The organism is Streptomyces sp. NPDC030021 (assembly GCF_055574035.1).
This window is the reverse complement of the sequence record NZ_JBVIAH010000014.1, coordinates 24892-37971: the sequence shown is the minus strand read 5'-3', so window position 1 is coordinate 37971 and position 13080 is coordinate 24892. Positions and strand designations below refer to the sequence as shown.

16 protein-coding genes and 2 pseudogenes are annotated in these 13080 nt (G+C 71.6%); 11 read left to right on the top strand and 7 right to left on the bottom strand.

Annotation, left to right across the window (positions count from 1 at the left end; genetic code table 11):
* Positions 1–18: 18 nt before the first annotated feature.
* Positions 19–1035, top strand: coding sequence for a YdcF family protein (locus ACZ4YL_RS25885; protein WP_468119689.1), 1017 nt, complete (start codon positions 19–21; stop codon positions 1033–1035).
* Positions 1036–1113: 78 nt separating this feature from the next.
* On the opposite strand, the pseudogene ACZ4YL_RS25880 reads toward ACZ4YL_RS25885, so the two are convergent.
* Positions 1114–1356: pseudogene (locus tag ACZ4YL_RS25880) on the bottom strand (carbohydrate-binding protein); the annotation flags it as partial.
* Positions 1357–1426: 70 nt separating this feature from the next.
* On the opposite strand from ACZ4YL_RS25880, the gene ACZ4YL_RS25875 reads away from it, so the two are divergent.
* Positions 1427–1612 (top strand): hypothetical protein, encoded by a 186-nt coding sequence (locus ACZ4YL_RS25875; RefSeq protein ID WP_030013293.1) that lies wholly within the window; start codon positions 1427–1429, stop codon positions 1610–1612.
* Positions 1613–1786: 174 nt separating this feature from the next.
* Here the strand turns inward: ACZ4YL_RS25875 and ACZ4YL_RS25870 are convergent.
* Positions 1787–2176, bottom strand: a pseudogene (locus ACZ4YL_RS25870) (type 2 periplasmic-binding domain-containing protein); the annotation flags it as partial.
* A gap of 122 nt (positions 2177–2298) precedes the next feature.
* On the opposite strand from ACZ4YL_RS25870, the gene ACZ4YL_RS25865 reads away from it, so the two are divergent.
* Positions 2299–2751: a nitroreductase/quinone reductase family protein gene (locus ACZ4YL_RS25865; RefSeq protein WP_468119687.1), complete on the top strand. Its 453-nt coding sequence runs from the start codon at positions 2299–2301 to the stop codon at positions 2749–2751.
* An 18-nt stretch (positions 2752–2769) separates the two neighbouring features.
* Here ACZ4YL_RS25865 and ACZ4YL_RS25860 read toward each other — a convergent pair whose 3' ends face one another.
* Entirely contained in the window at positions 2770–3321 is a 552-nt protein-coding gene (locus ACZ4YL_RS25860) for a GNAT family N-acetyltransferase (protein ID WP_468119685.1), read from the bottom strand.
* 191 nt (positions 3322–3512) lie between these two features.
* Here ACZ4YL_RS25860 and ACZ4YL_RS25855 point away from each other — a divergent pair, with 191 nt between their 5' ends.
* Entirely contained in the window at positions 3513–3872 is a 360-nt protein-coding gene (locus ACZ4YL_RS25855; protein WP_468119683.1) for a hypothetical protein, read from the top strand.
* 11 nt (positions 3873–3883) lie between these two features.
* On the opposite strand, the gene ACZ4YL_RS25850 is transcribed toward ACZ4YL_RS25855, so the two are convergent.
* From ACZ4YL_RS25850 to ACZ4YL_RS25840, 3 genes are all read right to left on the bottom strand, one after another.
* Positions 3884–4360 (bottom strand): macro domain-containing protein, encoded by a 477-nt coding sequence (locus ACZ4YL_RS25850; protein WP_468119681.1) that lies wholly within the window; start codon positions 4358–4360, stop codon positions 3884–3886.
* A gap of 249 nt (positions 4361–4609) precedes the next feature.
* On the bottom strand, positions 4610–4843 hold the full coding sequence (locus tag ACZ4YL_RS25845) for a hypothetical protein (RefSeq protein ID WP_266353139.1): 234 nt from the start codon (positions 4841–4843) through the stop codon (positions 4610–4612).
* A gap of 13 nt (positions 4844–4856) precedes the next feature.
* Positions 4857–5006: a hypothetical protein gene (locus ACZ4YL_RS25840; RefSeq protein WP_468119678.1), complete on the bottom strand. Its 150-nt coding sequence runs from the start codon at positions 5004–5006 to the stop codon at positions 4857–4859.
* A gap of 301 nt (positions 5007–5307) precedes the next feature.
* On the opposite strand from ACZ4YL_RS25840, the gene ACZ4YL_RS25835 reads away from it, so the two are divergent.
* From ACZ4YL_RS25835 to ACZ4YL_RS25825, 3 genes are all read left to right on the top strand, one after another.
* Positions 5308–6519, top strand: a complete 1212-nt coding sequence (locus tag ACZ4YL_RS25835) for a pyridoxal phosphate-dependent aminotransferase (RefSeq protein ID WP_351162591.1) — start codon at positions 5308–5310, stop codon at positions 6517–6519.
* Positions 6520–6642: 123 nt separating this feature from the next.
* Positions 6643–7035 (top strand): SCO4983 family protein, encoded by a 393-nt coding sequence (locus ACZ4YL_RS25830; protein ID WP_468119676.1) that lies wholly within the window; start codon positions 6643–6645, stop codon positions 7033–7035.
* Between the two features lie 210 nt (positions 7036–7245).
* Positions 7246–7899 (top strand): RDD family protein, encoded by a 654-nt coding sequence (locus ACZ4YL_RS25825; RefSeq protein ID WP_468119674.1) that lies wholly within the window; start codon positions 7246–7248, stop codon positions 7897–7899.
* A 45-nt stretch (positions 7900–7944) separates the two neighbouring features.
* Here ACZ4YL_RS25825 and ACZ4YL_RS25820 read toward each other — a convergent pair whose 3' ends face one another.
* On the bottom strand, positions 7945–8367 hold the full coding sequence (locus ACZ4YL_RS25820; RefSeq protein ID WP_468119673.1) for a hypothetical protein: 423 nt from the start codon (positions 8365–8367) through the stop codon (positions 7945–7947).
* 143 nt (positions 8368–8510) lie between these two features.
* Here ACZ4YL_RS25820 and ACZ4YL_RS25815 point away from each other — a divergent pair, with 143 nt between their 5' ends.
* The 4 genes from ACZ4YL_RS25815 to ACZ4YL_RS25800 are packed head-to-tail and all read left to right on the top strand — an operon-like array spanning position 8511 to position 13051.
* Positions 8511–9605: a hypothetical protein gene (locus ACZ4YL_RS25815; RefSeq protein WP_468119671.1), complete on the top strand. Its 1095-nt coding sequence runs from the start codon at positions 8511–8513 to the stop codon at positions 9603–9605.
* Positions 9602–10789 carry a toxic anion resistance protein gene (locus tag ACZ4YL_RS25810; RefSeq protein ID WP_468119669.1) on the top strand — a complete coding sequence of 396 codons (1188 nt, stop codon included), beginning with the start codon at positions 9602–9604 and terminating at the stop codon, positions 10787–10789. Before ACZ4YL_RS25815 ends, ACZ4YL_RS25810 begins: the two co-directional genes overlap by 4 nt.
* Entirely contained in the window at positions 10786–12453 is a 1668-nt protein-coding gene (locus ACZ4YL_RS25805; protein ID WP_468119668.1) for a substrate-binding and vWA domain-containing protein, read from the top strand. Before ACZ4YL_RS25810 ends, ACZ4YL_RS25805 begins: the two co-directional genes overlap by 4 nt.
* On the top strand, positions 12440–13051 hold the full coding sequence (locus ACZ4YL_RS25800; protein ID WP_468119667.1) for a hypothetical protein: 612 nt from the start codon (positions 12440–12442) through the stop codon (positions 13049–13051). The genes ACZ4YL_RS25805 and ACZ4YL_RS25800 overlap by 14 nt, the downstream gene beginning before the upstream one ends.
* The last annotated feature ends 29 nt before the right edge of the window (positions 13052–13080 follow it).

Genomic DNA, 13080 nt, shown 5'->3' with positions numbered 1-13080 from the left:
ACATCTACGATGGGCCGCATGGTCGCCTTCGCCCTCGCCGCCCTGCTCTTCCTCGCGTTCTGCATAAGCGTCCGGCAGGACCGGCGGCGCTTCCAGAACGCCGTGCTCCTGGGGCTGACCTTCCTCAGCGCGTTCTCCGCGCTGTTCCTCCAGGTCGGCAAGCTGCCCACCTGGGCGGCCGTCACGGTCGTCGTACTCGCCTTCGCCTCACCGGCGTTCGCCGCCGTGGGCCTGGGCGTCTTCCTCGTCCGCAACGGCATGGTCATGATCCGCAAGGAGGGCTTCCGGCCGGCCAACCTGCTGTCGATGCTCGCGGGCCTCACGATCTTCGCGCTGATCGCGCTGCTGGTCCTCGTCGGCGTGACGGGCTCCCCCCTCCTCGGCGGCATCGCCGGAACGGTCACCGTGGTCGCCGGCTACGTCTCCTTCGTCTTCTTCTGTTTCCTCGGCTACGCCTTCCTCTACGGGCGGATCAAGGTGCGCGGCGACGTCGACCACGTGGTCATGCTGGGCTCGGGCCTGGTCGGCGGCGACCGCGTGCCGCCGCTGCTGGCCTCCCGCCTGCGCAAGGGGCAGCAGATCTACGAGGCCCAGCTGGCCCGGAGCGGCCGGCCTCCGGTCCTCCTCGTCTCGGGCGGCAAGGGCTCGGACGAGAAGGTCGCCGAGGCCCGGGCGATGGCGGACTGGCTGATCGAGCAGGGCGTGCCCGAGCAGCACGTGGTGCTGGAGGACCGCTCCACCACGACCGAGGAGAACATGCTCTTCAGCCGGGACATCATGACGGCGCACGACCCGGCCTACCGGTGCGTGGTGGTCACCAACAACTTCCACGCCTTCCGGGCGGCGATGCTGGCCCGCAAGACCGGCGTCCACGGGCAGGTGCTGGGCTCCCCCACCGCGAAGTACTACTGGCCGAGCGCCACCATCCGCGAGTTCGTCGCGGTCTTCTGGGAACACCGGATCGTGAACCTGTCGGTCTGCGCCCTGCTCACCGTCTTCGGCGCGCTGGGCACGCTGGCGGCGGTCCTCGTCTGACCCGCGCGCACGCGGAGGTGCCGTGACTCCCCCGCTTGGCAGTCACGGCACCGGTCCGCGCGTGCGCGGCCGTACGGGCTACACCCGCTGCCAGAGCGCCGGGACGTTCGGCGGCTCCCAGCCCGTCTGGGCCTGGTGCCCCTGGAGGCAGCGGTAGGCCGAGCCGCCGTAGGTGACGGTGGCGCCGGCCGCGTAGACGGTGCCCGCCTTCCAGGTGCCGCCCGGCTCGGGGTCACCTGGGCCGGGGCCCGGGCCGGGATCGCTGCCGCCGACCTTGAGGGTCAGTCCGTACGCGGACAGGATCGGGTTCAGCGGCTGGAAGCGCGGTCGAGGTGCGTTCATGGGGCGGCGGCCGGACGATGGGGCCAGGGGAAACCGTAGGAGGTACGCGATGGTCAGTGAACCCGACGAGCAGCCCACACGGTCGGACCGCCTCTTCACGGGCGGGGAGCGACCGTACGACCCCGAGGACCTCGTGATGGTGACCGGCCACGACCCGACTCCGGAGCGGATCGAGAAGGCCCGGAAGCTCATGGAGAAGGAGGGCCCGCAGGTCATCGAGCGCTACCTGCCGTAGCGACGGCACCGCACCCGAGGACTGCCGCAACCGCCCCCGGCCCCGCCGGGGGCGTCCCCGCACCAGATTTCAGCCCCGCCAGGGGGCACCTCCCGGCGGTAGCTGGGGGAGTTTGAGGCGCGGGGGCCGGGGGCAGCGCCCCCGCAACGGCGCCGCACCCGCCCCACTGCGCAGCTACGCCGCAGGCGACGGCGCGGCCGGCCGCAACGGCGCCGCCCGCAGGGCCGCGGCTCTGGCCGACCTGGCCAGGGCCTCCGTATGCGCAGCCCGCGCAGCGACCCGCGCGGCAGGGTGCCGGCCCAGCAGGTGCCGCCAGATGAGCGGGGTCCCGGCGAGGGGCCGCGTGACCACCCCCGGGGTCACCGGGAACGCGGCCCGGCCAGTCCGACCGCCCGCCCCCACCTGCACCAGGTGCACACAGGAGGCGGTGTCGGTCTCGTAGACGCAGGCGGGAGTGAACCCGGCCCGCACGCAGGCCGCGGCGAAGCAGTCGCCGAAACACCCGTCGCCGGGGACGTCCGTCCACGCCTCGGCGGCCAGCTCGGCCAGCTCGATCCCGGTACGCGGGCTCCAGATCCATACGACGAGCTTGGTCCAGACCTGTGGGCATGCGCTGCGGGTCGGGCGCATCCAGAATCGTTAATGCTCGTTAGCCGCAAGGGGGACACGACCCTAAGGACAGGAAAATGCACGCACTCGATGTCGACTGGGACCACCCCACCGACCCGCGACCCGGCCCACGGCTCGACCACGTACGCGCCTACGTGAGCACCGCGGGAGCCGACGGGCACCTCTGGCACGGAGTCCGCACCCTCCTGCTGACCACGCTCGACCGCGCCAGCGGCCGCACCGTCCGCACCCCGCTGATCTACGCGGAGGACGCGGGCCGCCACATCGTCCTGGCCTCCGCCTACGGCGCCCCGGACCACCCCCACTGGTACCGGAACCTCACCGCCCACCCGGAGGTCCGCCTCCAGGTCGGCGCCGCCACCTTCACGGCGCGGGCGCGCACCGCCACGCCCCAGGAACGGGAGGTGTACTGGGAGATGATGACGGCCCTGTGGCCCCCGTTCGAGGACGACCGCGCCGCGGCCCGGCCCCGCGAGATCCCGCTGGTGATCCTGGAGCGCGTGGCCTGAGCACTGCGCGCGCAAGGGTCAGAGCGTCGCCGCGGCGACCGCGCTGTACGTGCGCCCGCCCGCGACGAAGTCGCCCAGCGGGACCATGCCGAAGCCGTCGACGTGCACCTTCCAGGACGGCACGTTCCCGGCCTCGATGAAGGCGACCACGGCGTCGGCGCGCTCCGAGGCCGCCGCCACCGCCATGGTGAACAGCGCCCGGGCCACACCACGCCCCCGGTACGCGGCGGCGACCACGACCGGCCCGTAGAGCAGCCACCGCGCCTCGGCCAGCGGGCGCCCCTGCCACTCCAGGGCCTCCTGGGCCTGGAGCAGGCCCGCGACCGGCGGCGACGGGTCGGCCAGAGCCGCGGGCGCCGACAGCGCGAGCAGCCCGGCGATCCGGCCCCCGTCGTCCGCGACCAGCAGCTCCCGCGCACCGGCCATCGCCCGCAGCGCGCCGACGTCGAAGTGACCCTGCACGAAACCCTGTTCCGCCCGCTGCCGTTCCGTCAGCGCGTCGTGGTGGTTGGCGGCGAAGAGCTCAGCCATGGCGGGCGCATCGGCCTCGGCGGCGTACCGGTACTCCATCCCGCGATCGTGCCACGCCCCCACGGCCGGACCGGGCCGCCGACACCGGGGCCTACGGGTGACACCGGGGGCGGTGTTGAACACGTTCAACGTTCTGGCAGTATGGCCTCCGGTGAACCTGCCGGAACAGCGGGAATGCGAATCCGTCTGCCCTCGCGACCGGTCGCCCCGAGTCCGGAGGTCGGCACGACATGGGCCTGCCCCTGCTTGTCCTCGCGTTCGTCCTCTGGCTTGCCGTCACGCTCGTGGCGCTCGCCGTGACCCTCACGGCGAGCGCCGTCCTCGGGTACGCGACCGTCGCGGTGAGCGGCAGGCTGCCGCTCTGGGCCAGGATCACGCTGCTGCTGGTCCTGGCTGCCGCTTCCTCGGCGGCGTGGGTGAGCGCCCTGGGATTCTGGGCCGTCTGGCGGCCGGCCGCCCTGGCGCTGCCGTTCCTCGCGGCAGTCGTCTCGGGGGCCGCCTTCCTGGCACGCGAAGCCCACAAGCGGCGCGCACCCCGGATCCCGGCGGCGGCATGGCCCGTCCGCCACCCACCGGCCGCCGGCCGCTGAGGACGCGCGACTCACCCGTGGTCGTACACGGTCACTTCCACGTCGCGCGCGCACAACGCCCCGGTGATCAGCGGTTCGATACGCGACCACGTACCGCCCGCGAGCCCGCACCCGATGCGCGGCATGTGAACACTCGCCCCGAGCTCGACCGCATGGTCGGCGAGCGCGGTGAGGCAACGCTCCACGGCGTCGTAACGAATGGGCGGCCCCGCGCTCCCGGTCCGGATGCCGCGCTGACCGACCATGTTGGCCACCCACACGTCGGGCTTCACCCGCACCACTTGCACGGCGCCCAGCCCGAAGTCGTTCCCGCTGCGCCCCCGATGCCAGGCCCGGAACGCGGCCTCAGGCTCGCCCCACCGCTTCGAAACGGCCAGCACGAAGCCCTTCCCCCACCCCCCGAGGTCATTGCAGACATGCGCGATGATCTTGGGCCCTTTGGCCTGGGGACTCGTCGCATCCCCGGCAATGATCCTGAGCGGCTTCACACCTCGAACGGTATGCGCCACCACTGACATTGATACTCGTAGCGGGTTCCGGTGGTCGTGGCTCTGCCACTGACTGACGCCCTGCAGCGGGGAGGTGGGGCGGGGGCGCCGGAAGCCGGGATCTGCTCGATCGGAATCAGAGTGACGTATGGGGGTTTCCCGTCAGTCCCATCGCCCCTCCGCGTCGGGCCGGTCCCGCTCACCGAAGCCACCGCCCCGCCCCGACCCGACCGCCGAAGCCGCCGCCCCTCAGAGGTACTCGCGGGCGAACTCCACCGCCCATTCCACCGCCGCCAGGGGGACGCTGCCCGAGTGGGGGTCGATGGCGAGGCGGGCCGATTCCCAGTCCTGGTCGTGTTCGCGGAAGATCGCGAAGCGGGCCTCCTCCAGGACTCCTTCCGGCCTGACCAGGAACTCGATCGCCCGGTCGTCGCCATCCGTGCCGACCGTGGCGATCTCCATGTCACCGACTACGAAAACCACTGTCCCGCGCTCCTCAGTTGCCGCTGTACACGTACACCAGCAGGACGGACCCGATGAAGATCGCCCCTGCCGCCATGAAGGCGCCCGCCACCGCGACGACGACCGCGCCGACCCGTTCGGTGCGCCGGCGGTAGTCCGCCGGCTTCCACTCGCCCTGGTTCATGCACCCAGCCTCCGTCGCGGCACCGGCGCCCACATGAGTGCACGTACTCATCCGTGGTACTCATGCGGCCTACCCGGTCCCTCCCGATCCAGCCGGCCACCTGGGGTGACGAGCGCAACACCAGGTGCTCGCACAAGCCCGCGTCCCACTCATTCCGCAGGTCGGAACGCGGGCGCGGCCCCGGATTCCAAGGGGGGATCACTCCCCCACCCACTCATTGCCCGAAATGGGACAAATCACCCCTCGGGCCTCTCTTCGAAAACACACGTCAAGCGCGCACCCGGGCCCGTAAGCTCCCGTCATGCAGGTGATCCAGTCAACCAAACTCGCCAATGTCTGTTACGAGATCCGCGGCCCCGTGCTCGAAGAGGCGATGCGGCTCGAAGCAGCAGGTCATCGCATCCTCAAGCTCAACACGGGCAACCCCGCGGCCTTCGGCTTCGAGTGCCCTCCGGAGATCCTTGAGGACATGCTCCGCAACCTGGGCACCGCCCACGGTTACGGTGACGCGAAGGGGCTGCTCTCCGCGCGCCGCGCGGTCATGCAGCACTACCAGACCAAGGGCATCGACCTGGACGTCGAGGACATCTACCTCGGCAACGGCGTCTCCGAGCTGATCCAGATGTCGATGCAGGCGCTGCTCGACGACGGCGACGAGGTCCTGGTCCCCGCGCCGGACTACCCGCTGTGGACCGCCTCCGTGTCCCTCGCCGGCGGCACGGCCGTGCACTACCGCTGCGACGAGCAGGCCGACTGGATGCCCGACCTCGCCGACATCGAGCGCAAGGTCACCGATCGCACCAAGGCGATCGTCATCATCAACCCGAACAACCCGACCGGCGCCGTCTACGACGAAGAAATGCTGCGCGGGCTCACGGACATCGCGCGCCGCCACAACTTGGTCGTCTGCTCGGACGAGATCTACGACCGGATCCTGTACGACGGCGCCGTGCACCACAACACCGCCGCCATCGCCCCGGACCTGCTGACGCTGACGTTCAACGGCCTCTCGAAGAACTACCGCGTCGCCGGCTACCGGGCCGGCTGGATGGCGGTCTGCGGCCCCAAGAAGCACGCCACCTGCTACATCGAGGGCCTCACGATCCTCGCGAACATGCGCCTGTGCGCGAACATGCCCTCGCAGTACGCCGTGGCCACCGCGCTCGGCGGCCGGCAGTCGATCGAGGACCTGGTCCTGCCCGGCGGGCGGATCCTTGAGCAGCGCAACGTCGCGTACGACCTGCTCACCCAGATCCCGGGCGTCACCTGCGTGAAGCCGAAGGGCGCGCTGTACGCCTTCCCCCGGCTGGACCCGTCCGTCTACAAGATCAAGGACGACCGGCAGATGGTCCTGGACCTGCTGCGGGCCGAGAAGATCATGGTCGTGCACGGCACGGGCTTCAACTGGCCCGAGCCCGACCACTTCCGGATCGTGACCCTGCCGAACGCCAAGGATCTGGCCGATGCCGTGACCCGGATCGGGAACTTCCTCGACGGCTACAGCCAGCTGTAGCGGCGCACGGTGCGACTCGCCGGAGTCCAGCCGGCGAGACACGCCCCCCAGCAACAGGATTCAGCTCAATTTTAGAACCAATCCAATGTAGGATGGTCCCCTGACCACGCAGGAGGCCACCTCATGTACGAGCCGATCCGCACGAAGCCGGTCGTCCACCGCATGGGCGACACTCCGGCCGACTACCCGCACAGCAGCCGCGGCGAAGCACTGGACATCCAGCTCGCCGGCCATCTCGCGGCCCTGCTCGCCGTGACCGACGAGCTCGGGCTCGACAAGGGGGCCGCCGAGATCGCCGCCCAGGTCGCACGGCTGCGCGGGGCCCGGCCCGCCCGTGCGCCGCGCCACTCCGCCGAGGACGCCGCCGCGCTGCACCAGCGCGCCCACGACCTCGCCGCCCGCGCGCTCCTTGTCGCCGCGTCCCGCGCCGACACCACCGTCGCGATCCTCGCCGCCGAGCGCATGGACGCGCACGCCGCCGCCCTGAAGTCCTCGGACCTGGCCGGCGCCCTCTAGACGGCCCCGGTCCGGGGCCGCGGAGGCTCCGGACCGGGTGCCACGCTCCTTGCGCGAGAGCCTGCGGCAGGGGCGGAAATTGGACAGAATCCGATGCTCCGAACACGATGAGGGCTGAAAGATCGCGGTTGCACGGGGGAGGCCGCTCCACATGGCCAATCTCCTCCACTCCGCTTCGTCCCCGTTCGAGCATTCTGGAGAGATTCGCCCATGAGCTTCGGCGACCCGAACAACCCCTACGGCCAGCAGCCCCCGCAGGGTCAGCCCGGCTACCCGCAGCAGGCCCCGCAGGGCGTACCTCCGCAGTACGGCTACCCGCAGCAGCCGCCGCAGGGCGCCGTCCCGCAGTACGGCTACCCGCAGCAGGCCCCGCCGCCGTACGGCGCGTACCCGCCGCCGGGGATGCCCGCGCCGGGCATGCCGGGCTCGGGGATGCCGCCGCTGGCCCACTGGGGTCTGCGCGTAGGTGCGACCCTGCTCGACGCACTGATCATCGCGGGCCCGATGTACGCGCTCATCGGTGTCGGCGCGGCCGTCGCCACCAACGAGACGGGTGAGACGATCGCCGGCATCCTCAGCCTGATCGGCATGCTGTACACCCTCGGCATGTTCCTCTTCCAGAAGTACCGGGAAGGCACCACCGGCCAGACGATCGGCAAGAAGATCGTCGGCATCAGCGTGCACCGCGAGGCCGACGGGGCCACGCTCGGCTTCGGCATGGCGCTCGTCCGCTGGCTGGCGCACTTCCTCGACGGCATCGCCTGCTACATCGGCTACCTGTGGCCGCTGTGGGACGAGAAGAAGCAGACCTTCGCCGACAAGGTGTGCAGCGCCGTCGTCATCAAGGTGAACAAGAACGGCTGATCGCCCCACGGTGAGGACCGGTGGCGACTCCCTGCGCGATCCCTTCTAGGTCGTCCGCGCGAACTCCGCGCCGGCGACCCCGCACCAGGGCACCGTCGCCACCGGCCACACCGGGCCGACCGCCTCCCCGTACTCGGTCGCGCCCGGGGCCACGCCCGGGATCTTCACCAGCGCCTGCGCGGCCCGCCTCTGCGGGTCCGCTTCGGCGCTGTCGCGGAACTCCACCGTGACGACGTACGCGCCGGGGCCCTCGGCCCGCCCCGTCGCCTCCACGGCGGCCACCACCCGGCGGCTGGCCGGATCGATTCGGCACCCGGTGACCCGTACGTCCTCCACCGCCGCCCGCGGTGGCGCCTGCGGCGGATCGCCGCCGCTCGCCCACACGTACAGACCCAGCGGGGCGAACACCAGCAGCCCGGCCACCGTCACCAGGCCGACCAGCCAGCCCTGCCATTTCAACGTGCTCACGCCCATGCCCCGATCCTCCCGGGCCGCCGCCCCGCCCACCAGCACCCAAGGGCTCACACAGCATTTCGAAGTGGGACCGCCTGGACACCTGACGTTCATTCAAATCGGCGCGGAATGTGGGTTTCCGCGAGCACTCTGCACCCGTGAGACGCATCCTAGGAATCGTCCTGGGCCTTCTCCTGATCGGCGGCGTGCTCTACGTCGTCGCATTCCAGGGGCAGGATCACCCAGAAACCACGGCAACGAAGACCGTGCGTGGCGTCATCGGCTCGGAGAAGTCCGAATTCTTCCGCGACCCCGACGTCGTCAAGGCCCTTGCCGCCAAGGGCTACACCGTCAAGACGGAGACCTCGGGCTCCTGGGCGATGGACCAGCTCGCCCTCAAGGAATTCGACTTCGCCTTCCCCAGCAGCAGTGAACCCGCCAAGGAGGTCGCGGCCGCCGCCGGGATCAAGGGGGCCCAGGAGACCAAGCCGTTCTTCTCCCCCCTCGTCGTCATCGCCCGCCGCGGCGCGGCCGAGGTGCTGGCCGGCAACGGCCTCGCCAAGATGACCGGCAAGAACTCCGGGACCCTGCTCATGGGTCCCTTCCTCAAGGCCTCCGGCGAGGACCGCACCTGGCAGCAGCTGCCCGGCTCCGCGGCCCACGCCGAGCTGACCGGCACGGTGTTCATCAAGACCACCGACCCGTCGTCCTCCAACTCCGGCGCCCTCTTCCTCGCCGCCACGTCCAACGTGGCGAACGGCAGCACCGTGGTCGCCGACGACGCCGGCATCGCCCGCACCGCGCCGCTGATGCGCAAGCTGATCTCCGTCCAGGGCGCGCTGGAGCCCAGCACCGACGACCCCTTCCGGGCCTTCATCAGCGGCAGCGGCGAACCGCTGATCCTGGTGTACGAGTCCCAGGTGGCCTCGCTGCTGATGCAGAAGCAGGATCCCGGCGACATGGTCGTGCTCTACCCGGACACCACCGTCAACTCGGCGCACACCTTCGTGCCGCTGACCGAGCAGGCGAGGGAGCTGGGCACGCTCCTCGCCACCGATCCGAAGCTGCGCGAACTGGCCGTGCTCCGCGGGTTCCGCCCGCAGGAGGGCGTGGCCGAGTTCGCCGCGGCGACGGCCCCGCACACCGCCTACCTCAACACGGGGCTGACCGGTATCCGCCAGGTCGGCACACCCACCGTCAAGATCCTGATGGCGCTGGCCCAGCGCGCCAAGGGCCAGGGGGACACGCCATGACACTGACACCGCCCGAGGACACGTCCTTCCGCCTGAGTCCTCCGGAGCCCGTCGCCCCCCTGCGCAAGGAGCAGGCCGCCGGGCTGGTCCCGCTGCAGGACGGCGTCCGCGAGGAGATGGCCCGCCGGGCCGGGGAGTACGTCGGCTCGCTCGCCGCGATCGATGCCCGCTCCCCCGAGTTCGCGCAGCGCATCGGCGAGATAGCCGGCCTCGGCCAGGCCGACATCCGCAGCGCCGCCCAGCAGTCCAACCGGATGCTGGAGCGGGCCGTGCGCTCGCTGGGCCCGGACGGCGGCGGCGACGCCCAGGCCCGGGTCGCCGGCTCCCTGGTGGAGCTGCGGCGCACGGTCGAGGACCTCGACCCGCGGGACACGCCCGCCAAGGGGGCCCGCAAGCTGCTCGCGAAGCTGCCGGGCGGCAACAAGTTCCGCGACCACGTGGCGAAGTACGCCTCCTCGCAGGCCACCCTCAACAAGATCGTGGGCTCGCTGCGCAGCGGCCAGGACGAACTGCGCCGCGACAACGCGGCCCTGCACACCGAGCGCTCACGCCTGTGGGAGACGATGGGCAAGCTCCAGGAGTACGCCGTCCTGACCGAGGCCCTGGACAGCGCCGTCGAACAGCGGGTCGCCGAGGCGGAGCACACCGATCCGGGTGCGGCCGACGCGCTGCGCGCGGACGTGCTCTTCCCGGTCCGGCAGAAGCACCAGGACCTGCTGACGCAGCTGGCCGTCTGCGCGCAGGGCTACCTGGCGATGGACGTGGTCCGGCGCAGCAACGACGAGCTGATCAAGGGCGTCGACAGGGCCGCCACCACCACCGTGTCCGCGCTGCGGATCGCCGTGATGCTGGCCTCGGCCCTCGACAACCAGCGCAAGGTGATCGAGCAGGTCAACGCCCTGAAGGGGACCACCGAGGAGCTGATCCGGGGCAACGCGGAGATGCTGTCCACGCAGAGCGGCGAGATCCAGCGGATCGCGGCCGATCCGGCGGTGGGCGCGGAGACTCTGCGGACGGCGTTCGCGCAGATCTACAAGACGCTGGACGCGATCGACACGTTCAAGGTGCAGGCGACGGAGAACATGGCGGCGACGGTGGAGTCGCTGGCCGGGGAGCTGCAGAGCGCGTCGGCGTACCTCGCGCGGACGCGGACCGCCGGTGCGCTCGAAGGGGGTGCGCTGTGAGCGCGGCCGGGCGGGTACGGGCGGCGGCGGGGGCTCCGGGCCGGACGGGCTTCGCGCTCGCGCTCGCCCTCGCCGTGTTCACGGCGGCGACGGCCTGCACCTCCAAGGGTGCGGCCCAGCCGGCGGAGACGGCCTACAAGGAGGGCACCCTGCGGGTGCTGGCCTCCAGTGAGCTCAGCGACATGGAACCCGTGCTGAAGGCCGCCAAGGCCGCCACCGGGGTCACCGTGAAGCTCACCTGGTCCGGGACGCTGGACGCCGCCGAGCAGGTCGCCTCCGGGCAGGCCGACGGCAAGTACGACGCGATCTGGCTCTCCTCCAACGACTATCTGCGGCTGCGGCCGGAGGCGGCCGGGAAGCTCTCCAGCGAGACCTCGGTGATGTCCTCGTCCGTCGCCCTCGGCGTGAAGCCGGAGGCGCTGTCCCGGCTCGGCTGGAAGCCTGAGGAGGTCACCTGGCCGGCGGTGCACGAGGCCGTCGCCGCCGGGAAGCTGACGTACGGGATGACGGATCCGGTGCGCTCCAACTCCGGTTTCTCGGCGCTGGTGTCGGTGGCCTCGGGGCTGTCGGGCGCGCAGGCGGCGCTGAGCGACGCGGACGTGAAGGCGGCCACGCCCCGGCTGAAGGAGTTCTTCGCCGGGCAGAAGCTGACGTCGGGCTCCTCGGGCTGGCTCGTCACCGCGTACGGCAAGCGCGGGGACGTGGACGCGCTGGTGAACTACGAGTCGGTGCTGCTGTCCATGAACCGGGACGCGAAGGACGCCGGGGCTCGGCTGACGGTGATCCGGCCGCGCGACGGTGTGGTCACCGCCCACTATCCGCTGACGCTGCTGACCTCGGCCCCGGCCGGGGCCCGTGATGCGGGGCGGGCGCTCACGGAGTACCTGCGGGGCGCGGAGGCGCAGAAGGCGATCACCGGGCAGACCTTCCGCCGCCCGGTCGCGGCCGGGGTGGCGCCGGCCGCCGGGCTGGACGCCGAGAAGCGGCGCGAGCTGCCCTTCCCGGGTTCGCGGTCGGTCGCCGACGGGCTGCTGGCCTCGTACGAGAACGAGCTGCGCCGGCCGTCACGGACGGTGTACGTGCTGGACACCTCGGGTTCGATGAGCGAGGAGGACCGGATCGGGCGGCTGAAGTCGGCGCTCACCGATCTGACGGGCTCGGGGAGTTCGGGCACCGGGCAGCGGTTCCGGGACCGCGAGGAGGTGACGCTGCTGCCCTTCGGGTCCAAGGTGAAGAAGGTGCGCACCCACGTCGTCGAGCCCGGCAATCCGGGTCCGGCCCTGGACGCGATCCGGGGGGACGTGAAGTCGCTGGAGCCGGACGGGGGTACGGCGGTCTACGGCAGTCTGGAGGCGGCGTACCAGCACCTCGGCCAGGGCGGTGCGGACGCGTTCACCTCGATCGTGCTGATGACGGACGGCGAGAACACCGAGGGTGTCGGGGCGAAGCACTTCGACTCCTTCTACGCGGCCCTGCCGCCGGCGCAGAAGCAGACGCCCGTCTTCGCGGTGCTGTTCGGGGACTCGGACCGCAAGGAACTCACCCACATCACCGAACTGACCGGCGGGCGGCTCTTCGACGCCACCGGCACGGGGGTCCCCCCAGCGGTAGCTGGGGGCGGTTCGCTGGCCGGAGCCTTCGAGGAGATCCGTGGCTACCAGTAGGACGGCCCGGGGCCTGAAGTACCTGGAGTCGAAGAAGAACCTGGCCGGCTCCGCCTGCGGCGTGGCCGGCCTGGCCCTCACCCTCGCCGGGGTGGCCGGTGCGTACTGGCCGGTGGTGATCGCCGGGCTGTACGGGGCGGGCGCGCTGATCGCACCGCCGGAGCGGACGGCGCCGCCGCCGTTCGATCCGCGGGAGGAGCTCGGCGTACTGCGCGAGGACTTCGGGCGGCTGCGGGAGTACGTCGCCGGGGTGGAGCTGCCGTCGGGGGCCGGGGAGGCCCTCGCGGAACTGCTGGAGCTGTACGGGGCGCTGCTGGAGCCGGGGTGGGTGGCCGATGTGCTGGTCATCGATCCGGAGGCGGTGCACGCGGTGTCGCGGGCGGTCCGGCAGGACGTGCCGGAGAGCGTGGACGCGTACAACCGGACCCGCTGGTGGAGCCGGATGACGCCGGGCGGCGAGTCGCCGGAGCGGCACCTGGAGCGGCAGCTGGGGCTCCTGCACGAGGAGGCGCAACGCGTAACGGCGGGCCTCCACGAGGTGGAGGCCCGCCGTCAGCAGACGCACACGGCCTACCTGGAGGAGCGCGGACGCTCCTGACGGGATAGGCCGGTGCTGCGGTGGGCGCC

What these genes read in the sequence shown, in the direction of transcription:
- ACZ4YL_RS25885 (WP_468119689.1), top strand. Translation starts at nt 19, where the DNA reads ATGGTCGCCTTCGCCCTCGCCGCCCTGCTCTTCCTCGCGTTCTGCATA.
- ACZ4YL_RS25875 (WP_030013293.1), top strand. Translation starts at nt 1,427, where the DNA reads ATGGTCAGTGAACCCGACGAGCAGCCCACACGGTCGGACCGCCTCTTC.
- ACZ4YL_RS25865 (WP_468119687.1), top strand. Translation starts at nt 2,299, where the DNA reads ATGCACGCACTCGATGTCGACTGGGACCACCCCACCGACCCGCGACCC.
- ACZ4YL_RS25860 (WP_468119685.1), bottom strand. Translation starts at nt 3,321, where the DNA reads ATGGAGTACCGGTACGCCGCCGAGGCCGATGCGCCCGCCATGGCTGAG.
- ACZ4YL_RS25855 (WP_468119683.1), top strand. Translation starts at nt 3,513, where the DNA reads ATGGGCCTGCCCCTGCTTGTCCTCGCGTTCGTCCTCTGGCTTGCCGTC.
- ACZ4YL_RS25840 (WP_468119678.1), bottom strand. Translation starts at nt 5,006, where the DNA reads ATGAACCAGGGCGAGTGGAAGCCGGCGGACTACCGCCGGCGCACCGAA.
- ACZ4YL_RS25835 (WP_351162591.1), top strand. Translation starts at nt 5,308, where the DNA reads ATGCAGGTGATCCAGTCAACCAAACTCGCCAATGTCTGTTACGAGATC.
- ACZ4YL_RS25830 (WP_468119676.1), top strand. Translation starts at nt 6,643, where the DNA reads ATGTACGAGCCGATCCGCACGAAGCCGGTCGTCCACCGCATGGGCGAC.
- ACZ4YL_RS25825 (WP_468119674.1), top strand. Translation starts at nt 7,246, where the DNA reads ATGAGCTTCGGCGACCCGAACAACCCCTACGGCCAGCAGCCCCCGCAG.
- ACZ4YL_RS25810 (WP_468119669.1), top strand. Translation starts at nt 9,602, where the DNA reads ATGACACTGACACCGCCCGAGGACACGTCCTTCCGCCTGAGTCCTCCG.